At 44.0% G+C, this 20,327-nt stretch carries 18 protein-coding genes; 6 read left to right on the top strand and 12 right to left on the bottom strand.

Features of this window, described 5'->3' with window-relative positions; translation table 11 throughout:
- The first annotated feature begins 42 nt into the window (after positions 1–42).
- Both R7P80_RS16090 and R7P80_RS16085 read left to right on the top strand, forming a co-directional pair.
- On the top strand, positions 43–399 hold the full coding sequence (locus tag R7P80_RS16090; protein WP_005375386.1) for a MerR family transcriptional regulator: 357 nt from the start codon (positions 43–45) through the stop codon (positions 397–399).
- Between the two features lie 58 nt (positions 400–457).
- Positions 458–835 (top strand): carboxymuconolactone decarboxylase family protein, encoded by a 378-nt coding sequence (locus tag R7P80_RS16085; protein ID WP_005375385.1) that lies wholly within the window; start codon positions 458–460, stop codon positions 833–835.
- Positions 836–912: 77 nt separating this feature from the next.
- Here R7P80_RS16085 and R7P80_RS16080 read toward each other — a convergent pair whose 3' ends face one another.
- Both R7P80_RS16080 and R7P80_RS16075 read right to left on the bottom strand, forming a co-directional pair.
- Complete coding sequence (locus R7P80_RS16080; protein WP_005375384.1) at positions 913–1,143, bottom strand: PAS factor family protein; 231 nt, start codon at positions 1,141–1,143, stop codon at positions 913–915.
- 282 nt (positions 1,144–1,425) lie between these two features.
- Positions 1,426–3,852, bottom strand: a complete 2,427-nt coding sequence (locus R7P80_RS16075; RefSeq protein ID WP_085569320.1) for a M9 family metallopeptidase — start codon at positions 3,850–3,852, stop codon at positions 1,426–1,428.
- 448 nt (positions 3,853–4,300) lie between these two features.
- Between R7P80_RS16075 and R7P80_RS16070 the strand changes: the two genes are divergently transcribed.
- Positions 4,301–5,278: a hypothetical protein gene (locus R7P80_RS16070; RefSeq protein WP_225491759.1), complete on the top strand. Its 978-nt coding sequence runs from the start codon at positions 4,301–4,303 to the stop codon at positions 5,276–5,278.
- A gap of 31 nt (positions 5,279–5,309) precedes the next feature.
- On the opposite strand, the gene accD is transcribed toward R7P80_RS16070, so the two are convergent.
- Positions 5,310–6,173: an acetyl-CoA carboxylase, carboxyltransferase subunit beta gene (gene accD / locus R7P80_RS16065; RefSeq protein ID WP_017821534.1), complete on the bottom strand. Its 864-nt coding sequence runs from the start codon at positions 6,171–6,173 to the stop codon at positions 5,310–5,312.
- 141 nt (positions 6,174–6,314) lie between these two features.
- Here accD and R7P80_RS16060 point away from each other — a divergent pair, with 141 nt between their 5' ends.
- On the top strand, positions 6,315–7,214 hold the full coding sequence (locus tag R7P80_RS16060; protein WP_005375376.1) for a LysR family transcriptional regulator: 900 nt from the start codon (positions 6,315–6,317) through the stop codon (positions 7,212–7,214).
- 148 nt (positions 7,215–7,362) lie between these two features.
- Here the strand turns inward: R7P80_RS16060 and R7P80_RS16055 are convergent, their stop codons facing one another.
- Together R7P80_RS16055 and R7P80_RS16050 are read right to left on the bottom strand one after the other, a co-directional pair.
- Positions 7,363–8,922, bottom strand: coding sequence for a methyl-accepting chemotaxis protein (locus R7P80_RS16055; RefSeq protein ID WP_031778895.1), 1,560 nt, complete (start codon positions 8,920–8,922; stop codon positions 7,363–7,365).
- A gap of 549 nt (positions 8,923–9,471) precedes the next feature.
- A complete protein-coding gene (locus R7P80_RS16050; RefSeq protein ID WP_042521547.1) occupies positions 9,472–10,548 on the bottom strand; it encodes a nickel/cobalt efflux protein RcnA in 1,077 nt (358 codons plus the stop codon).
- Between the two features lie 135 nt (positions 10,549–10,683).
- Here R7P80_RS16050 and rcnR point away from each other — a divergent pair, with 135 nt between their 5' ends.
- The gene (rcnR, locus tag R7P80_RS16045; RefSeq protein WP_005375370.1) at positions 10,684–10,956 is read left to right on the top strand and encodes a Ni(II)/Co(II)-binding transcriptional repressor RcnR; all 273 of its coding nucleotides are present in this window, start codon (positions 10,684–10,686) and stop codon (positions 10,954–10,956) included.
- A 266-nt stretch (positions 10,957–11,222) separates the two neighbouring features.
- Here the strand turns inward: rcnR and R7P80_RS16040 are convergent, their stop codons facing one another.
- The 6 genes from R7P80_RS16040 to ltnD all read right to left on the bottom strand — a co-directional run bounded on the left by R7P80_RS16040 (position 11,223) and on the right by ltnD (position 17,362).
- Entirely contained in the window at positions 11,223–12,716 is a 1,494-nt protein-coding gene (locus R7P80_RS16040; RefSeq protein WP_005375369.1) for a GntP family permease, read from the bottom strand.
- Complete coding sequence (gene denD / locus R7P80_RS16035) at positions 12,716–13,675, bottom strand: D-erythronate dehydrogenase (protein WP_017635260.1); 960 nt, start codon at positions 13,673–13,675, stop codon at positions 12,716–12,718. The genes R7P80_RS16040 and denD overlap by 1 nt, the downstream gene beginning before the upstream one ends.
- A gap of 61 nt (positions 13,676–13,736) precedes the next feature.
- A complete protein-coding gene (otnI, locus tag R7P80_RS16030) occupies positions 13,737–14,513 on the bottom strand; it encodes a 2-oxo-tetronate isomerase (protein ID WP_047101720.1) in 777 nt (258 codons plus the stop codon).
- The gene (locus tag R7P80_RS16025; RefSeq protein ID WP_005385078.1) at positions 14,513–15,160 is read right to left on the bottom strand and encodes an aldolase; all 648 of its coding nucleotides are present in this window, start codon (positions 15,158–15,160) and stop codon (positions 14,513–14,515) included. The genes otnI and R7P80_RS16025 overlap by 1 nt, the downstream gene beginning before the upstream one ends.
- An 11-nt stretch (positions 15,161–15,171) precedes the next feature.
- Positions 15,172–16,428 carry a 3-oxo-tetronate kinase gene (gene otnK, locus R7P80_RS16020; protein ID WP_033906866.1) on the bottom strand — a complete coding sequence of 419 codons (1,257 nt, stop codon included), beginning with the start codon at positions 16,426–16,428 and terminating at the stop codon, positions 15,172–15,174.
- 25 nt (positions 16,429–16,453) lie between these two features.
- On the bottom strand, positions 16,454–17,362 hold the full coding sequence (gene ltnD / locus R7P80_RS16015) for an L-threonate dehydrogenase (protein ID WP_213893300.1): 909 nt from the start codon (positions 17,360–17,362) through the stop codon (positions 16,454–16,456).
- A gap of 274 nt (positions 17,363–17,636) precedes the next feature.
- Between ltnD and R7P80_RS16010 the strand changes: the two genes are divergently transcribed.
- Complete coding sequence (locus R7P80_RS16010) at positions 17,637–18,395, top strand: DeoR/GlpR family DNA-binding transcription regulator (RefSeq protein WP_005375354.1); 759 nt, start codon at positions 17,637–17,639, stop codon at positions 18,393–18,395.
- A 177-nt stretch (positions 18,396–18,572) separates the two neighbouring features.
- Here R7P80_RS16010 and R7P80_RS16005 read toward each other — a convergent pair whose 3' ends face one another.
- Entirely contained in the window at positions 18,573–20,327 is a 1,755-nt protein-coding gene (locus R7P80_RS16005; protein ID WP_390509592.1) for an ABC transporter permease subunit, read from the bottom strand.

Genomic DNA, 20,327 nt, shown 5'->3' with positions numbered 1-20,327 from the left:
TAGCTTGTCTCTATGGGGTATGCTCTACCTTGGAGGATAATAATGAATATCAAAGAATTTTCTGACCTCGTCGGGCTATCTGCTCATACACTTCGATACTATGAAAAAATCGGTTTACTTAAACATGTCCATAGAAACGCGAGTGGACATCGAATGTATAGTTCGAAAGATCTAAACTGGATAAGCTTTGTTAAGCGTTTAAAAGAAACTGCAATGCCACTTGAAGAGATTCTAGAGTATGCCAAATTAAGGGAAGTCGGCTCTCAATCTGTACCACAACGTCAAGCCCTGTTAGAACAACACCAAGAAAACCTCAAACGCCACATTGAGCAACAGAAAAAGCACTTATCGGCTCTAGAAGAAAAAATTGCCTTGTATAAAAGCGGAAAAGTTCGTTGACTTAGAGTTAACTCTAACGATTAAGGTGTGTTTACGTTTATTCACTAGGAACATACCGATGGAACAATCACGCTTTAACAAAGGATTAGAACTACTCTCTCAAATTGATGGCGACGCTGGTCATAATGTCATCGAAACCTTACAAGATATTTGTCCAGATTTAGCTCAGTACACCATTGAGTATCCGTTTGGCGATATTTATGCTCGCCCGGGCTTAGACCTAAAATCGAGAGAAATCGCAACCGTCGCCGCGCTAACGGCAATGGGGAATTGCGCGCCGCAACTAAAAGTGCACTTAAATGCAGCGCTGAATGTAGGCTGTAGCGAGGATGAGATTAAAGAGATCATTTTGCAGATGTCCGTCTACGCAGGTTTTCCCGCGGCATTAAACGGCATGTTTGCATTCAAAGAAGTGCTAGCGGAAAGAGCAGAGTAATAACGACGTTGCAATCAATTTAACCGCAATTAAAAACGGCCCTTGGGGTTCGGGCCGTGATTAAAACAACGAGTGAATTAGCGCTCAGGAGTTTCAAGCAGTTTAACCGCGCAATCTACCGCGTTGTTAATCCCTTGACTGCTCTCCAACTTGCCTGAACTTGCAGGACCAAGGGCACAAGAATACAAAGCCAGCTGCTTATCGAACGGCAGATCCAACTGTTCATAGAGATTTTGTCGGATTCTTGCATGTTGTTCTGGTTCTTGGTTAGCAAGGCTAATCAACGTTTCATAAATAAGCGTTTTCATGTCTTTCCCTTTTCACTTTATTGCACGGGGTGCATATATATTGTATCCATTTGGGAAGCACAAATCAGAAGCTAGGTCACAGAACGCGTCGCTAAAAAAGTTTATGTGCGCGGTAAATTGCAATACAAATCTAAAGCCGTTTAGAAAAAGGGCAACTGATAACTCGATAAACCAGCCGATTAACTAGCATTCGCCGCTGTTTGTTTATAATCGTGTCCGATATAAACAAAAACGTCGCTGTATCAGCGACGTTTTATCTCGACTTTAGTTAATCGAACCTATTTAGTTGAAGTGCACTAGCATTTCAACGTCATCGCCTTGCTCTGGAGCCTGAAGAGCGAAATGCACGTACCCTGCTTCAGTAACAGGAATCGCAAGGTATTCATTGCTGCCTGCATAGTTGGACGCATACTCGTGCTGCTCTACTGTAGGCCAATGCTCCCTACTCGCGTATAGATCGACATTACCAGTTTGAGAGTGAGCCGTTAGCCATACACGAACCTCTTCAACACCTTCAGGCACATAAACTGCTGCATAACGCTGCTTGTGAACGGTAAGCATTTTGGCTTCACCAGACTCTAATACCACAGGTGCTAAATCATCTTGCACTTGGGTTGGCGGTGTTTGCGCTTCCACTTCTAACGCAGCCACAAGATTCACTGAGTCATAGCTATCACGTCCAGTTAAGCTGATGTAGTAACGACCCGCTTTAACGTAACCATCTTGCTCTGGTTCAAACACAATCTCTTCATTGCTGCCATCAGCATAATGACTCATTTCGAAATCATAGTAATGCGCGACTTTGTTGTAGCTCATGTAAAGATCCGCATCACCCGCACCCTCAATAGATACATTGAAGTTAACGGTGTTGGCTGGAACATCAACGTAGAACAGTTTTTCGCTGTATGCTTCGCCACTGAGCTGAAGGCTTTGGTTCGCCGTCAATTCAGTCACTTGTGCTTCAGGGCTTGTTGGTTCTGTTGGCTCTTCTGGGTCTGTATCAGGTTGCTCAGGTTCCACTTTTAATGTGTCCAACCAACGTTCAAACTCAGCATCGTATTGTTGACCTAAAGACGTCACCTGCTGTGCCCATTGTTCGAACTGGCCAGAGCGCGACAATGCCAACAAGCTTTCGACGTCTTGTGGATGATTTTCTAACATGAATCGAACAGCTAGATAACCCCAACGATAGATACGATTGGTATCGTGAGAGTACGTGGTATCAAACACAGTGGAAAGGCTCAGTTTACCATCTGCAATCAGCTCAATCGCAGCTTGGTAACCTTGCTTGTAATGCATGTATTCAGCAAAACCTTCTAGCCACCAAACAATATGACCATGAGCCAAGTTATCGCTGAACGAACCGTATTGGTTAAATCGTGCATCTAAATAGTGCGTGTATTCATGTTCTAGGTTCAAGATAGAGAGATCTTCACCATTCGCGTAGCGATAAGCGACGAAACGCGCAGTATTGTCCGCTTTTGAAGGGTCACCTTCTAGGTACTGACCACCGTTGTCCGTTGTATTACCAAATAGGAATGAAGAGTAATCAACGTAACTAGTGTTACTCGCGAATACCGCCACTTCAACACGATCATTCAAATCATCAGCGACAGGTTGATTACCCGTATTCGCAACTCGATGGAAGTCGGCTTCTTTTGCCGCTAGCACTTCACACGCTTTCGCTGCTTGAGCATCGGTCAGATCCTCAGAGCGAATAATGGCAGGTCCCTGACATTCAAAACGATTTGGCATTACACGTGCAGCTAAATCTTGCTTGGCTTGCTCAATATTCAGACCATTTAGGCCTTCTGGTGCGTAGTAGCTCATCATTTCAACGGCAGCAAGCCATAGTTTGTCATGCTCACTACCCAGTGGATAACGCTGCATCACCTGTTGCATTACTGCCAATGCTTTGCGTTTGGTCTCCTGATCTGGGCTCGCGAGCAAACGACCAGTTTCACGTAATGCATTGAAAACGATAAAGCTTGCATCCGTATCTAATGCCCAAGCATTATCAGATGCGAATTTCACCAACGTATCAATATGGTGTGTATTGTTTGCCATGTATCGGTAGAACGCATCGTTCGCCGCATGGCCTGCCATAGAGCGGAACAAGTTGTTTAAACCATCGACCCATTGCGTGTCCTGCGCGGTTTCACGATTAAAGTGCATCAACGCGGCCATCATGCTATCCATGGTCAGCGGCAACTGCTTAACGTTATCAACCATCAAAGTCAGGCTCTTCATTGCACCAACTTGTTCACGACCTTGATCCAAAGCATGAGGGTTGTTTAGGAATAGGTTCGTCGACTGAGCAAAACGCTGACTCAACGCTTGCGAAAACTCGGGTGTACCAGTACCAGCGTTGTAGCGAACGTAGTAGGCCGCTCGAATAAATTCGCCTAGGTTCTCTAGAATACGAGCTTGATCTGCTTCACCACGATAGCGAGCGATTTCTTGATCCAGCGCGACTTGGATACGGCTTAGGCTCGCTTCACTATAGATATCATTCAGCGTTTCTGAAGGTGCTGAAAACCAAGCGTGGTAGCAATCATACTCAGCACCAGAAACGGCAGTAGCCAGATCTCGCGATTGTTGTAAATCAGCAACAGCACACTGATTTTGTGCAAAAGAGAAGCCAGACACACTCGCTAGCATACAAGCAAGCGCCAAACGATGGCGCGGGAAAAAACGGATATGAGACATAACAACACTCATTGATTATTAACATACATTGAGTGGGGGTTTATATTCTTTACAGCTCAAACAGTGAAATCAGTGTCATAAAATTTATGAAACCGCTCCCAAAAATAGGTCTTTTACTCTAATTAAATGGGAGCAATCCCACTCCCAAAAAACTCACAATTATCAATAAAAACATTAATTTACCTTTTTCTAAATAACGACTTTATGAGGAAAATTGCCCTTAAACGCCCCCCTTAACTCTTCCAGATAGAGTTCACGACAATCAAAGGTTCTAAATTAAATTTTGATGCTTGATACCATCTATTTTTATTTGTGACTCATTCCCAATAAGTCATAGAGTGCATATCAAAAGGTTGGCATTAATGGTAAATTCTCCGCCAAATCAAACACATTTACTCCTCCAGTCATTGATGAGTGAATAAAGCAGATATTTGGCTAGGGATAATACATGTCACTTTGGGGATTTTTGGGAGCGGGGATTGCCTACTTCATGACAACGTTTGCCTTTGTTTTTGGCGGCATTTTTTGGTTATGTGCTGAAGGTAATACATTAAGAGAAACAAAGCGCCAATCATCAATAATGTCCGGGGTTATTGCTTGTACTATTGGAACTTGGGTGCTTGCTTTTGGTGTTTACGTTTACGGTTACTTTTGGGATAACTCTTCTCACTATTATTTTTATTTGCTCGCTCCATGGGGACTTGCCATTTTTGGGGTAAAACTTCGTAACCGCTGGGTTAAGCAATACGCGCGTGTAAAACACGCAAAAGAAGAACAGTGGCAAAAGCGCTGGCGAGAATTATTAGGGGAAGATACTGAAGAGCTTCAACCATATACACATGATTACGAGCTCTACTCGGGCATTTGGCAAGCCAATGAAGCGCTCCAAGAACAGTGTTTTGCAGCCCTTCCTCACGGGAAAGCAGTCTACGAGAGAGTGAAAGCCTTCCAAACGATGGCCTCCCACGCTGGTGACATAAACAATCAAGTTTTGCTGAGTAAACTCGATCAACTAGAGGATGAAATCATTCAAGTTCTTGAGCAACACTCGCAAAAGAAAGTAAGCATTGAAACTGGCGCTGGTACTTTACGCAAAGAGTCAAAACGCAATGTTTATCACCATGAGAATGGCCCAACAGAAGAGCAACTGTACGACTCAATCAACCTCCAACATGATTTGGATCGAGAGCTACGCAACATTATCTATGATCGGCTCGGTTACGATGGCGAAGATGAGTACTTTTTCCTCCAAGCGCCACTCGAAGAGCTTACCGAGAATGAAACCGCAATCAACTGGATGCTCTGGGGGTTAGTAAGCGACCATTTTGCTGTTGACCCATACCAAACGGCGTTGGATCTCAGCCTAATGAATGCGGAACCAAGATGGGGGCAAAATGAACGGTTTGTAATGATTACGGCTCAATAAACGCAAGTACTAAGTCTAACTTTAATACAACCTATTCTGAGACCACCCTCGCGTTGGTTAACTTAGCCAATAAGCGGCCAACGCGATCGCGCATTTCACGTCTATCGACAATCATATCTAGCGCACCATGCGCTAGTAAAAATTCACTTCGCTGAAACTCGTCTGGTAACTTTTCACGTACCGTTTGCTCAATGACACGTCTTCCCGCAAAGCCAATACTTGCTTTAGGTTCACCAATATTGATGTCTCCTAACATGGCTAAACTCGCCGAGACGCCACCATAAGTTTGGTCCGTCAATACTGAGATATAGGGTAATCTGTGCTCAGATAAGTGGTTTAACGCGGCGCTGGTTTTTGACATTTGCATGAGTGCCACCAAAGACTCTTGCATGCGCGCCCCTCCGCAAGCGGAAAAACATACTAACCCAGATTTTGTATTAATTGCGCTTTCAACTGCTCGGACAAACTTCTCGCCAACCACTGCGCCCATCGAGCCTGCCATGAAAGAGAATTCGAATGCACACGCAACAACAGGCAGCCCCAATAACTTGCCCTCCATCACCACCAACGCATCTTTTTCTCCAGTCGTTTTCTGTGCTAAAGCAATTCGCTCTTTATATCGCTTTAAGTCTTTAAAACCCAAAATATCTTGTGGCTCCAACTCACTTGCCAACTCTTGTTGTGTTCCATGGTCCAGAAAAGAGATCAACCTTTGACGCGCAGCCATTCTCATGTGATATGAGCATTTAGGGCATACTTCCAAATTTTCTTTTAACGCGGCACGATAAAGTATTTGTTCACACTCAGGACACTTTGTCCAAACGCCCTCAGGGATAGACGCTTTGCGCGAACCTATTATATTTTTATTCTCAAATAACCGTTCTAACCAGCTCATAAATTCACCACTATTGATTACGTTCTAGCGCGATATCTCGTTGTTTGTTCGCTTAAACTTGTAAATAAAATTGTATGTAACTTAGTACAGGGATAAAGTGCGATATGCTGGCTTGATAATCCAATAAAGTGGGATAATGAAATGTTTGATAACGTTGACCAAATCTGGTTAAAAAGTTTTCACTGTGTTTATGAGAACAACAGCTTTAAGCGAGCCGCTGAGTGTTTGAATATACCAACATCAAATATCAGCCGACACATTGCCCTGCTTGAAGAAAAGTTAAACATTAGGTTGTTCAATAGAACAACAAGGCGAATGACGCCTACCGAGGCTGGAGAAGAGCTCTATAGCAGCACTCGTCCGTTATTGGAGCAACTCAACGCCGCACTAGAAACGGTAACGCGCCACTCGCACACGGTAACAGGGGAACTGCGAATTCTTATGCCAGACACACCTGTACTGGCCAAAGCGGTTGTCACCTTTTGCACGCAATACCCGTCAATCTCTTTGTCTTGCGATACAACGCTAAACCCTAAAGATGATGTTATTGACAGCTTTGATGTCATTTTGAGTTTTCATAGAGGGACTTTGTCAGACAGTAACTGGGTGGCGAGAGAGATAAAACGCTGGCCCAGTGCCATTTTAGCCGCGCCTCAACTAATTGAGAAATACGCCACCCCTTACAAAATTACGGATCTAAGTCATGTTCCCTGCATCACGACGCTTACCGCAGTAAATGGTGCACCATGGGTATTCAGAAACCCTGTTGGGGGCCATATTACTCAAACTGTGCAATCTTCATTCAAAGTAAACAGCGGTCATCTCGCCAGATATGGCGCGTTATTAGGGCTTGGATACGCAATATTGCCAATTGAGTCATGCCAAAATGAAATCAAAAATGGTGAGCTAGAAATCGTCACTCTAGAGTACGAACCTGAGGATTTAGTGCTTTACGCCTTTTACTCGTCTAGAAAACATGTAGCTAAGAAAATATCTATGTTTGTTGAACATTTAAAGCAAAACGCAAAACTCAACGCCTAGCTAAGCTTTACTCAACTAATTTATCGTATTCTGTTTTATCGTCTAGAAAGGACAAACACCGCTAAGCGATTTGAGACTCGATTTTTTCAAATAAAAAAGCCAGCAATTAACATTTACTGGCTTTTTATTAAAGAGGGTCAGTTGGCGTTTAGATTCTAAACGCTCCTACGTGACGATCGAGTGTTCGCGATAGCTCCGCGAGTTGTTGACTTGATGCTTCTAGTTGCTCACTCGCTGTTAGCGCACTTTTCACTGAGTGGCTGACGGTATCCATGTTCATATTAATTTCGTTTGCTACCGTTGATTGCTGTTCTGTTGCGGTTGCTACTTGAGTATTGATATCTGAAATAGTCGTCACTTGTGCAGCTATTGCTTCTAAAGCCTGTCGAGCTAACTCAGTTTCTGCCGTTCCTTCTTCAATAAGAGTCTTACTATTACTCATTGAATTCACCGCACTTTGAGCTTCAGTTTGTAGCTGATGAATCATATTGTCAATTTCATCGGTAGAATGAGCCGTTTTAGTCGCTAGGTTGCGAACTTCATCAGCGACTACTGCAAAACCTCGGCCGGCATCACCAGCGCGTGCCGCTTCGATAGCCGCATTGAGAGCCAATAGATTGGTTTGCTCCGAAATACCTCTAATCACCTCTAGAATACTACCAATCGACTGAGTATTTTCAGCAAGACTCACGATAATGTTGGAAGTGCTGTTCATCTCGTTTTCAAGATTAGTCATCGCCGTTTTGGTTCTTTCTAGCGTCGTGTAGCCATCTTGCGCTTCATTACTTGCTGCACTCGCAGCATTTGCCGCTCCGGCAGCATTGGAGGCAATTTCATTGACCGTCGCAATCATTTCGTTCATGGATGTGACAACCAGCATGGTTTGCTCGTTCTGCTCTTGCCCTCTTGTGAGCGCTTGTTGAGATTGCCCACGCAAAGCGACAGCTGAACTATTAAGCTCCACACCAGTATTTACAACTTGTGTAATAATCTCATGTACTTTCCCAACAAAAACGTTGAAAGCAGAAGAAATTTGCGCGACTTCGTCATTACCTTTCGCTGGCAAACGAACGGTTAAGTCTCCGTCTCCTTTTGAGATGTCTTGTAGAGCGTCTTTAAGCGCAGAAAGCGGTCTCATCAGTTTATTTAGCAGAAGTGACAGAATCAAAACACACATAACGAAGATCGCCACCATAGAGATCAACTGGTAAGTAATAATTCCATTCGTCGCTTGGCTCACTTCGGTAATAGGAATACCAATATCAAAAGTACCGTATAACTGACCATCCACATAAATTGGTGCCATGATGTCAAACACCCATACTTTCTGGACATCGGCATACCACTTTGAGTACTGTTGAACACCTCTCGTCGCGCCTTCAACAGTATATTCATCGTTATAGGTTTTGTTCAGCTTGTGCTTATCACTGTGGGCTACTGCCGTTACGTTACGGTCAATTACAACGGCATAACTCACGTCTGAACGTTGTTTCAGCCCCTCAACAAGCGATTGTAAATCTTGCATTGGATTGGCTGAGTTCTCCAAAATATAACTCGCATTTCCCGCTAGAAACTCAGCTTGAACTTGGGATTTGTTTAAGATGATGTCATCGATTTTCTGACTCGAAATTAGGTACGTTGATGCCATACTCGCCACGACAGCAATACCAAACATGGCGCAGACTGCTAATAAGATGATTCTTTTCATTATAATTGTCTCAATACAATTCAATTGATGCTCATTAATCGAGCGCTAAGCCTTTCTTCTCCAAAACCAACCAAACTGCATTTTGGGTCTGTTTGGCAGAGCAAGACATAACTTTATAACTATGTATCTGCTTGGTTCCCGATTACTTTAGACAGAAGGAAAAAAAGTCTTCAAAACGTCACATTTCTACGAGGTTTGGCGAAGGGACGAGTACGCAAAAGGAAACGTTTGCATAGTTAAATTTAACTATGCGACCAAATTGGTATCGAACATTAAAGAAAAGAGTTCTAATTAGCGTTTTGCCGTCGGGAGCGCTGTGGTCAGTGCTCCCGTTTTATCATTTAGTATCTCAGGTTCAGATATTAGAGCCACAATTGCAGCGGTTGTAATCCGAGATGCTTGGTGAAGCGAGAATGACTTGGTTTGTAGATATGGCAGCGATGTCGGATCGAGTGATTCTCAATCAAGAACCGGCAGCAAAACATGCAAACCAAGGCATGAAGCCATTACCCATACAAAAAGAAAGGAAAAGAGTCTTTATCACAGAGTTTAACTCGTCAGCGATATGTATCCATGCATACCCATGTATAAACCAACTGCACTGATCAAGACGCCCGATAAGTAAGGAGCTCGACGTGCAACATCATTCAAACCGCTCCATTTAGATGTCGCTTTTTGCACGCCCACTGCTGCCACAACGCCAACTGCAACCAGAGTCAAGGCTAAGCCAATACTGAATGACACAACTAAAGTCGCACCAAGAGTCATTGCCTTAAGCTGCAAACAGATAAGCAAAACCGTTACCGCAGCAGGGCATGGAATCAAACCACCCGTTAATCCAAACAGCAGAATTTGCCCATTCGTCACGTCTCGATTCTCAAAGCGTTTTTGAATGTCTAAAGCGTGAGCGCGTTCGTGAGCATCTTGATATTCCTTATCTTCGCTTTCTAAATGAGAACCAGGACGAAAATGTACATCAAAGTCATGGGTATGATCATGGTGCCCGATGCTCAAAGTGACAGAAAGTCCATTAGAGACTTCAATGCAAGACGCCGATTCCAAGTATCCATCACGCTCTATAAAGTGATAAATATCAGCAGGTTGATAACCATCACTCGATACCGAAACCTTGATACCTTCAGCAGTTAAAGGTTTACCGCTGAGTGTTCGCAACTGGAAACGGTGATGCTCCCCTTCCTCTGTAATCGAAAGCGAAACATGCCCATGTCCTGTATCCACAACTTGCGTCGTCCAATCGCGAGCATGATCCTGAGCTTTGTTCCAAGCTCGCTCATCGCTCCATGTCCGCCAAAACATCCATACGCCGGTTGTCACGATAATGACCCCAGAGATAAGTTGCATCCATGGTTCAGCCGCTTCAGCGGTGAATTTTTGGCTAATATACATCCCGCCAACAGCGATTAACCATACAATTGCAGTGTGAGAAAGTGTGGCAGCTAAACCCAGCATCACGGCTTGTTTGACCGTTCCTTTCACCGCGACAATGAACGCCGCCATCATCGTTTTAGAGTGCCCAGGTTCTAAACCATGCAAGGCGCCAAGCAAAATGGCACTGGGAATAAAGAACCACCCATTACCTTGTTGTAGTAACGCGACAAAATCCATTGTTGTTCTCTGTTATTGATTCTAATTTATCGCAAACTATACTCCCCCCTAGTATTAAATACTACCCCCCAGTATAAATTGAGTGCTACATTATCAGTTAGAATAACTCGGCCCGTAACTTAAAGAAGATAAGACATGTCGCATACAACCAGAGATCAAAAGAAGCTCAACACTCGAGTCAGTAAAATACAGGGTCAGGTGAATGGACTTAAAAAAATGCTGGAAGAAGAGCATGAATGCCAAGATGTGTTGCAGCAGATTGCCGCTATTCGGGGAGCAGTAAATGGTTTGATGCGAGAAGTAATTAAAGGTCACTTACTTGAACACGTCGTACTTGAGGAAGACAAAACTCAACGTGAAAAAGATATGGAAGTCGTATTAAAAGTACTGGACTCTTATATAAAGTAACCCTACTTCGCTAGAGTAAAATCACTAGAGTTAAACTCGAATAGAACCTTTATAGGTAATCGCTTACTAAGCGGGAAATAACAATTCCATTTCATATTGATTAAGTTGAAAACGGAACCTATATCGGTTCAATTTAAATAGTTTATTTATAAGAACTAAAACGGCCCAAACATAGGGCCGTTCATATTATTAACAATCTCTAAACCATCTGATAAAAATACATGTTGTGATAGGTTTTTACTTTATGGAAGAGTACAAGTAAACCTTTATACCTCTTGTAATTCGACGTGCTTAGCGCTGTAAGATTTTGTAAATGCAACACACCCCAAAAGTACAGCAAGTGGTAACACGGGATCAAAGATTGAACCATGAGATCCGAAGAATAAGTTAAGAATCATGACTAATGAACCACCAATAGCCCAAGCAATTGTTGTTGGAATAGTCCAAATAATGAGTTGTTTCTTAACCTCAGTCACCCCCATTAATCGATTAACAATATGGAATAGCGAGTCATTAAAGTAGCCAGCAAATAGAGATCCCATCGTAGCTGCCGTCGCTGCGAATAAAAGGTTAACGTCAGGAATATTCACTAAAACTGGGGCAGATATAGAAGCAGCGGTTATCATGGAGACTGTACCAGAGCCCTGAATAATACGAACTAACGTCGCAATAATAAATGGAATCATAACCGCAGAAATAGGAAGCCCTGCAACTTGGTTAGCAATCTCTGCGCCCGCACCCGTTTCACGCAATACGGCACCTAACGCGCCACCAGCTCCTGTTACTAACAAAATGATGCCACAAGTGGAGATTCCTTGTTCCATCTTTTCATTCGCTTCTTCTTTGGTAAGGTTATTACCCAAAGTGTAAACCGCTAATAACGTCGCTATTGATAGTGCAATAGTAGGGCTGCCGATAAAAGCGATAAATTGACCAAATGTTGTTGCAGTCAGCCCTTCGAAACCGAAAGTCCCCTCTAATAAACCCATCACTGATTTCGCAAGTATAAGTAAAATAGGGATAATAATTGGAGCGATAGATTTACTTAAAGATGGTAGGTCTTTCGCTTCTTTACTTGCAATGTACTCTTTGTGATCATTAATCAGTTGCTCACTAGACTTCGAGAAATGTTCGGTTGGAATGAATTCAGGAAACTGTTTTTCTAACCATCTTGCATACCAAACAATACCCATGACACAAGGCGCTGCGATCATCAAACCAAAACCTAACATGCTGGCAAGATCGACACCAAAGATACCAGCAACTCCCAAAGGCCCTGGAGTCGGCGGAATAGCGTGATGCGCTACGACCAAGCCGCCCGCCAGAGCAACCGTAAGCGTTAAAATCGAGCGATTGGACGTTTTTGACAAAGACTTCGCTATTGGATAAAGAATGATAAGCGCGCTATCCACAAAGATTGGGATGCTAACAATATAGCCAGTTACAGCAAGAGCGGCCTCTTCTTTCTTTTTTCCTAACCACTTTATAAAATTATAGGCAATACTTTCTCCTGCTCCAGAAGCCTCTAAAATAGCCCCCATCATAACGCCGAGACCGATGACAATCCCTATACCGCCTAATGTTCCACCAAATCCTTTGCTAACGGTCGCAATCGTGTCGTCAACACTTAACCCACCAATAATACCTGCGATACATGCCGCAATTAACATCGCAATTAACACATGTACTTTTGTACGTAACACAAGAAAAACAAGGACTGATACGGCTACTATTAGTCCAATTACTGAGGTTGGTAACATTAGACAATCTCCATATTGTTAACAGAAATAAATTGTTGTAATACATCCTTGAAATTACTGTCTGCTTTAAATCCAAGCTCCAGTTCTTTAGTACAATCAATTTTTTGTGGCCAACTACTCACAATACGATCAATACCCGCATCATGCTCATAGGTAATATAATTAGAAAGTTGTTTACCCATTAGAGTGTCCATTGTTTGAATCATCTCAGCTGGTGTAGTTTGAATACCAGGTAAATTAAGCGTTCTATAGGACAGATTATTTAACTGCTCATAAGGCATTAGCCCTGCATATTGAATATTGTCCACCACTCTAGACGGGCTCGATATCCAAAGTTTTAGCGTAGGGTCTACAGGACAATTTGATTCTTGAGCATTCAAAGGCTCACGAATAATTCCGCTTACGAAAGAGCTAGCGGCAAGGTTTGGTTTCCCAGGGCGAATACAAATAGTCGGTAAACGTACGGATACAGCTTTAACAAAGCCTTTACGGGCATAGTCGTTCACCAATAACTCACCTATAGCTTTTTGCGTCCCGTAGGATGACTGAGGATGAAGTGCTGTTATTGGTGTAATCGTTTCCGGAAGATCACCACCAAATACAGCTAAAGATGAAGCAAACGTAAAACGAATATTAGGGTTTACTTTACGGCAACGCTCAAGCAATAACTGTGTGGTCGTCAGGTTTACAGCTACGCCTAAATCAAAATCTTGCTCAGCATGGCTCGATACAATTGCCGCTAAATGAAAAATGTGTGTCGTTTCGGCAGTAATAACTTGGTCTATATTTTCTCGCTTTGTCATATCCATGACTAAAGAAACGACTCGGTCATCAATGCCCTCTAAGCGCGACTTTTGAATGTCGACAATAGTAATACTTTCAGCTTTGTTTTCTTTTAGTAGTGATTTGGCAAGTAGGGTTCCGAGAAAACCCGCCCCTCCAGTTATGATAATATTCATAGTCACGACCCTTTGTTTTTGTAATTGGTTTCAAGTTATTTATGGATAGAAATTAAAATTGTTATAGGTATGGTTTAACCCAACTAAGGCCTAGCTGCGTGCTATGCCTTGGGTTGTATTCACAACCGATCCAGCCTTGGTAACCAGAGTCATCCAAAACATTGAATAGGTGTGGGTAATTCAGTTCGCCTTCCGATGGTTCGTGCCTTTCAGGCACAGAAGCAATTTGAATATGGCCTGTGTATGGCGCCACATCTCGAATCAACGTACTCAGATCACCGTCCATAATTTGTGCGTGATAGAGATCGAGCTGCAATTTCACGTTTGGACGAGCCACTTGTTTGATGAGTTCCACAGCTTCACGTTGATGTGCAACAAAGTAGTTCGGTACATCGCGATTGTTGAGTGGCTCGATCATCAGCTCAACACCTTGCTCGGCAAACTTATCCGCTGCATAACGAATGTTTGAGATAAAGGTTTCAATATGCTGATCACGAGTGAAGCGTGAATCAACAATGCCAGACATAGCGTGAACCTTTTTACAGTTCAGTGCCTTGGCGTACATCAGCGCAGTCTCGACGCTCGTTTTAAATTCATCCTCACGCCCCGGAATAGCTGCAAAACCTCGTTCACCTGCATCCCAATCACCTGGAGGCATGTTGAATAACGCTTGCTCAAAACCAAACTGCTGTATCTTGCTTGCTAGTTCTTGCGCTTCGAATGCGTATGGGAAAAGGTATTCCACCGCTTTGAAGCCCGCTTGGTGTGCTTTTTCGAAACGATCTAGAAAAGGAACTTCTGTGAATAACATTGTCAGATTTGCCGCGAATTTAGCCATTACTTACCTCTCCCTTTTAGGTCTTGAATCTCAGTATCCGTTAAGTAGCGGATGTTGCTGTCTTTAAGAATGAACGCTAGCTTCGCTGTCTCTTCTAGCTCTTCTGCGTTATCCACTGCATCTTCAAAGTCCGTACCCGTGATCACTGGACCATGGTTCGCCAGGAGGAAAGCTCGGTAGTCACTTGCCCGCTGCGCAAGTTCTTCAGCAATCTGAGGGTCGCCCGGGCGCAGGTACGGAATCACTGGCAGTTCGCCAATGCGCATTACAAAGTAAGGTGTGAAAGCTTTGATGGCATTCTCGCGATCTAAACCTTCAAGACAAGAAAGCGCCGTCAAGTAAGTAGAATGTAGATGCACAATCGCATTACACTTTGAGTTATTTCGATAAATCGCCAGATGAAAAGCCACTTCTTTTGATGGCTTTTCACCAGAGATATGGTTGCCATCAATATCCACAACCGAAAGCTCTTCAGCAATCAAGCGGCCGAACGAAGAACCAGTTGGCGTTGCCAGAAAGTGTCCATTAGGCAGTTTTAGAGAAAGGTTGCCAGCGCCGCCAGTCGCATAGCCACGTTCAAACATAGAGCGCGCCATAGTGACCATTTGCTCTCGCAGTTGTTGTTCTGTCATCAATTCTTTATTCATCACAACCTCACCTATTCAAAAAACGACTGTGCTTTGGCAAAGAAGTGTTCATCGCCGAAGTTGCCCGATTTCAGAGCCAAAGAAAGCTCGCCTTCAAGTGACTTCACCCAAGGTACACCTGGTGCGATTTGAGGACCGATATGAAAACCTTTTACGGCTAGGCTTTGGGTTACAACCCCTGAGGTTTCCCCACCCGCAACGATGAAATTTTTCACACCGTGCTGCTGAAGTTTGATTGCAAGTTGGCTAAAGAATTGTTCAACCGCGTGACTTGAAGAATGCGCGCCAAACTCTTGTTGAATCGCTTTTAACGCCGCTGCATCTGCGGTTGCGTAAACCAGTGGTGCGAACTCGCTTTCGATGTTGGTCATGACCCAATCAAACACTTGATTTGAGTAATCTTCTTCCGTCAAACACGCCTTCACATCAATAGCAAAGTGTGGCGCTTTTTCTTTGTAAACAGCGACCTGTTGGTTGGTCATGACAGAACAAGATCCAGATAACACAACGGTTGGTGCCTTTTTAGGGTTCCCCTCTTGCTTCGCATCACTTTGATCTTCAAGGTTCTCTATCCAGTTCTTAGCAATACCCGCAGCCAAACCAGAACCACCAGTTACCAGTTTTAGAGACTTCGCCGCTTTGCCAAGTGTGACAAGATGCTCTGCATTGAATGCATCAACCACTGCATAGCGGTTGCCTTGTACTTTTAGCTCTTCAAAGCGCTCAATTACCGCTTTTGGACCTTGTTCAATTATTTGGAAGTTCACCAGGCCAGATTTGCCTTGAGATTGAGCATCCATCATACGAACTAGGCTTGAATCAGTCATTGGGGTCACAGGGTGATTACGCATACCCGAGTCGCTTAGCAAGTCTTGGAATACAAATAGATGGCCGTTGTAAACTGTGCGACCATTCACTGGTAATGATGGGCATACAATGGTGAACGCTTCACCTAGCTCTGCAAGCAGTGCATCCGTTACAGGACCAATGTTACCTTCTGCTGTGCTGTCAAACGTTGAGCAGTACTTGAAGTAAAACTGCTGACAGCCATTTGCTTGCAGCCACTTAAGCGCAGCTACTGAATCCTCGATTGCCTCATCTACAGGACAGGAACGAGATTTAAGACTGATCACGACCGCATCTGCGTTTACATCAATCTCTTCTTTTGGAATACCGTTAAGCTGAACTGTGCGCATGCCGTTTTCTACAAGAAAACCTGCGATGTCTGTTGCGCCAGTAAAGTCGTCTGCGATAACGCCTAATAACATCATTTTTTCTCCGTTTTACGTGCGCTTACTTCTGTTTGTTTTCTACACCTGGAAGCTCAATACCATCAAAAATCTTGATAACGGCACTGTCGTCCTCCTGGCCAAAACCAGCATTGCTTGCACTCAAAAACATGTTTAGTGCTGTGCTTGATAGAGGAAGTGGAAATTTGAGATCTTTTGCTGTGTCCGATACGAGGTTTAAATCTTTCACAAAGATGTCGACCATAGATTTAGGGGAGTAATCACCATCAACTACATGCTTCATGCGGTTCTCAAACATCCAAGAGTTACCCGCTGCATTCGTCACCACGTCGTACATCAGGTCAAGAGGAATGTTTGCACGTGCCGCTAATGCCATTGCTTCAGCACTAGCTGCGATATGAACACCTGCTAGCAATTGGTGGATAATCTTCACAGTTGCGCCTAGGCCAATCGCTTCACCGATGTTGTAGACTTTAGCTGCCGTTGCGTTGAGTACTGGTTCAAGTGCATCAAATGTGCTTTGCGCTCCCGACGCCATAATAGTCATCTCACCTAATTCTGCTTTTGCAGCACCACCAGATACCGGTGCATCAAGCATCACAAGATTGTGTTCTGCCAATTTCGCTTCAATTTGTTTTGCGTCTTCTGCTGAGATGGTTGCTGAAACCATTACTGGCGTATTCGGCTTAAGCGCTGTAGCAAGACCGGTTTTGAACAAGACCGTGTTAACTTGAGCTGCGTTCACAACAAGAACTAGAACCGAATCAAGCTTATCTGCAAACTCAACTGCATTTGTAGAAACAGCTTTTGCACCGAATGAACCTAACTCTTCAAGCGCTTGAGAATTTAAATCGAAACCATAGACATCTAGGCCTGCACGCACACATGACTTTGCGGCGCCCATTCCCATAGAGCCTAAACCGATAACACCTACAGATTGAACTTCACTCATAAAAACAATGCCTTCTGGTCTATTAAACTTTGTTAATTCTTGTTTGGTTGATGTGATTATATGTGAAGATTAATACTAAGACCTCGCTTTGAATCACATTTTTTCACACAAATTAACAATGTCGTGATATATACCTCTTTATGGGCAGAGATATTCCGAGCAGTTAACACAAGCGAAGGCTGTTCTTACAACGTTGAGAACATAATTCACAGATATTCACAACAAATGAAAAGATTGGTAGGATACTGAAAAACAAGAATATAGAAGTGAAACTATGATCCCAGCAGAACGTCAAAGAACCATATTATCCCTGTTATCACATCAAGAAGTGTTAAGCATTTCAGATTTAACCGACCACCTTGGCGTATCACATATGACCATTCGTCGTGATATCGTGAAGCTTGAATCCTCAGGTAAAGTCGTTTCTGTTTCTGGTGGAGTGCAACTCGCTCAAGCTCTACATTCCGAACTTTCCCATGATGCGAAGGTCGAGCAACAAGCGGATGAAAAAATTCAAATTGGTAAGCTGGCGGCTACGTTAATTGGTCAAGACGCTACGATTTACTTGGATGCGGGAACAACCTCTCTAGAAATCGCCCATCAAATAGCAAATCGTAATGATCTTTTAGTGATCACCAATGACTTCTCTATTGCTGCTTTCCTTATGACGCACAGTGAATGTGAGCTTTACCACACTGGGGGAAAAATTGACCGCGAGAACCAATCCACCATTGGAGGAAAAGTCGCAGAGTTCTTGAATGGGCTAAATATTGATATCGCCTTTATTTCGACTTCATCTTGGAGCTTGAAAGGCTTATCAACACCTAATGAAAATAAAGTTCTCGTTAAAAAAGCAATCATCAAGGCGGCACAAACCAATTATCTGATCTCAGACTCAACTAAATACGGTCAGATAGCGAGCTTTCATGCATTAGACATCGAGCAATTGGACGGAATTATTACCGATCGAAACCTATCCGAAGTGGTCACTCAAGAATTAACGGATAAAGGATTACGTGTGTATAAAGAGTAACACTACCTAAACATCTGAGTTCGCGTAACTTTTATACTCGTTAATTTATAGATGCTTCCAATATACATAGACCGTGCTGTGTACTTTCTGGCAGAAAACACATCCTTTTGTTTTCTAAATTACCAAATTACTGATTACATCTGGATATGGAAGCTCACTTCGCTTTATCGCTGCTCGTCACTTGTCATCAAAAATCAAATTCACCGCAATTGCAATCAAAACCAAGCCTGAGATAGGCAGTAAGACACCCAATGGTGAGCGCTCGATGTAAGGCAGATTCTCTGCAATCAATAAACCCCACTCAGGTTCTGGCGGCTTAACGCCAAGTCCGATAAAACTCAGAGAAGTCAGGCTAAGCGTAATGTAAGGCAAACGCAGAAACGCGTGGCGAATCAATGGCGGCAGCACATAAGGCAACAAGTAGTAACGGAGTACTCGCCACTGACTGGTTCCCCAAATGGGCGCAAGATGCGTGTAAGGCTGCGCTTTGGCTTCCATCAACAAACTTGCACAGTGCGCCGCTAATGGTGCCCATGACACCATAACAATAGCAATCAAGGCACTGTTTGGGTTCATTCCCGTTAGACCAGCAATCAGCAGACCCGCCACAATGTATGGCACACCTTTGGTGATCTCAATTAAGCCTTGGCTATAACGAGTCACAAAGCCGAGCAGCAAACCAATCACCAAACTAAGGGAGGTTGCGATGATGCCCATTTTGATTGTCGACATCATACCGCCGCCAACACGAGCAAGCAGATCTCGCCCGACCGCATCGGCACCAGACGGTGCTGCTAAGCTTGGCGATTCAAGGCGGGTAAATTGGATAGTGTAAGGATCGCGCATTAAGGCCCATCCCGCACAACCAATCAGCAAGGCAAAGATTGTCGCACTGACGATGCGTTTGGTGGTGCTTTGGGTAAAACGGAACGTGCTGTGACTGCTGATCAACTTACCACTTGTGACACTGTGCCCGAGTAACCAGCGTTGCAATAAGATGCTCGCACTACTGATCAACATCGAGAACACCAGCAACACCAACAAACCACCTTGCAGCATCGGCAGATCTTGTGACTTCGCCGCGCCTAAAATTAGTCGTCCGATACCCGGAATGGAAAACACTTGTTCCACAGCAACCGCGCCGCCGGTTAAACCAATCACCGTCATTGCGATTTGAGGAATCAAGTTACTAACGGCACGCCACAAGGCAAAGCGTAAGATTTGAAACTTACTGACGTTCGCCGATAGCCAAGTGATCACCCAAGGCTCATCTAGTACACGCTTGAGGCTGTCATTGAGCAAGCGCCCGAACAAACCAGCCGCAGGCAATGCCATTGCCAAACTTGGTAACCAGAGGTTTTGCACGCCCTGCCAACCATAAGGTGGGAACCAACCCAACCAGATGGAAAACACCATGATCAGCAATGAAGCAATCACGTATTCCGGCAATGAAACCAACACCGAACTGAGCGTGTCATGATGTTTGTCTAAACGATTCTGTTGCCAACGACGCACAGTGTAAAACACGCTCGCCATGCACATTACAAATGCCATGCCTAGCGCTGTAAGCATCAGTAATAGCGACGTTTTTGCGGTTTGTTGAACGCTCTCCATCACGGATGCGCCACTCACCCAAGAGACACCTAAGTCACCTTGCATGGCAAGCGTCAACCAATCCCACAGTCGCTCAGCAGCGCTGCGGTCAAGTTGAAGATCTTCTCGAATTGCTTGCAGAGCTTCTGCCGTCAGCAATTGTTGAGCACCCGCACGAGCACGGAGGATTGATTGGCTTGGGTCGATACCGGCAATATCCGGCATCAAACCCACCAGCACAACCACTACCCCGAGTGACAGGAAGCGCGACAAAAAACGCGTAAACCATTCAGGCATACAAGCGCTCCAACGAGAGCGCATGTTGGCAACAGACGACAT

The sequence above is a fragment of the Vibrio sp. 2092 genome, assembly GCF_033339635.1.
In the GTDB taxonomy this organism is placed as follows: Bacteria; Pseudomonadota; Gammaproteobacteria; order Enterobacterales; family Vibrionaceae; genus Vibrio; species Vibrio alginolyticus.
The sequence above is the reverse complement of the archived record's forward strand: the minus strand, read 5'-3'. Positions and strand labels throughout refer to the sequence as shown.

Excerpts from the sequence above, each read along its gene's own strand:
- denD (WP_017635260.1), bottom strand. The coding sequence starts at position 13,675 with ATGAATATTATCATAACTGGAGGGGCGGGTTTTCTCGGAACCCTACTT.
- R7P80_RS16085 (WP_005375385.1), top strand. The coding sequence starts at position 458 with ATGGAACAATCACGCTTTAACAAAGGATTAGAACTACTCTCTCAAATT.
- R7P80_RS16080 (WP_005375384.1), bottom strand. The coding sequence starts at position 1,143 with ATGAAAACGCTTATTTATGAAACGTTGATTAGCCTTGCTAACCAAGAA.
- rcnR (WP_005375370.1), top strand. The coding sequence starts at position 10,684 with ATGTCGCATACAACCAGAGATCAAAAGAAGCTCAACACTCGAGTCAGT.
- R7P80_RS16055 (WP_031778895.1), bottom strand. The coding sequence starts at position 8,922 with ATGAAAAGAATCATCTTATTAGCAGTCTGCGCCATGTTTGGTATTGCT.
- R7P80_RS16050 (WP_042521547.1), bottom strand. The coding sequence starts at position 10,548 with ATGGATTTTGTCGCGTTACTACAACAAGGTAATGGGTGGTTCTTTATT.
- R7P80_RS16005 (WP_390509592.1), bottom strand. The coding sequence starts at position 20,327 with ATGTCGTCTGTTGCCAACATGCGCTCTCGTTGGAGCGCTTGTATGCCT.
- R7P80_RS16025 (WP_005385078.1), bottom strand. The coding sequence starts at position 15,160 with ATGAATAAAGAATTGATGACAGAACAACAACTGCGAGAGCAAATGGTC.
- R7P80_RS16075 (WP_085569320.1), bottom strand. The coding sequence starts at position 3,852 with ATGTCTCATATCCGTTTTTTCCCGCGCCATCGTTTGGCGCTTGCTTGT.
- R7P80_RS16060 (WP_005375376.1), top strand. The coding sequence starts at position 6,315 with ATGTTTGATAACGTTGACCAAATCTGGTTAAAAAGTTTTCACTGTGTT.
- R7P80_RS16010 (WP_005375354.1), top strand. The coding sequence starts at position 17,637 with ATGATCCCAGCAGAACGTCAAAGAACCATATTATCCCTGTTATCACAT.
- accD (WP_017821534.1), bottom strand. The coding sequence starts at position 6,173 with ATGAGCTGGTTAGAACGGTTATTTGAGAATAAAAATATAATAGGTTCG.
- R7P80_RS16040 (WP_005375369.1), bottom strand. The coding sequence starts at position 12,716 with ATGTTACCAACCTCAGTAATTGGACTAATAGTAGCCGTATCAGTCCTT.
- otnI (WP_047101720.1), bottom strand. The coding sequence starts at position 14,513 with ATGGCTAAATTCGCGGCAAATCTGACAATGTTATTCACAGAAGTTCCT.
- ltnD (WP_213893300.1), bottom strand. The coding sequence starts at position 17,362 with ATGAGTGAAGTTCAATCTGTAGGTGTTATCGGTTTAGGCTCTATGGGA.
- R7P80_RS16090 (WP_005375386.1), top strand. The coding sequence starts at position 43 with ATGAATATCAAAGAATTTTCTGACCTCGTCGGGCTATCTGCTCATACA.
- otnK (WP_033906866.1), bottom strand. The coding sequence starts at position 16,428 with ATGTTATTAGGCGTTATCGCAGACGACTTTACTGGCGCAACAGACATC.
- R7P80_RS16070 (WP_225491759.1), top strand. The coding sequence starts at position 4,301 with ATGTCACTTTGGGGATTTTTGGGAGCGGGGATTGCCTACTTCATGACA.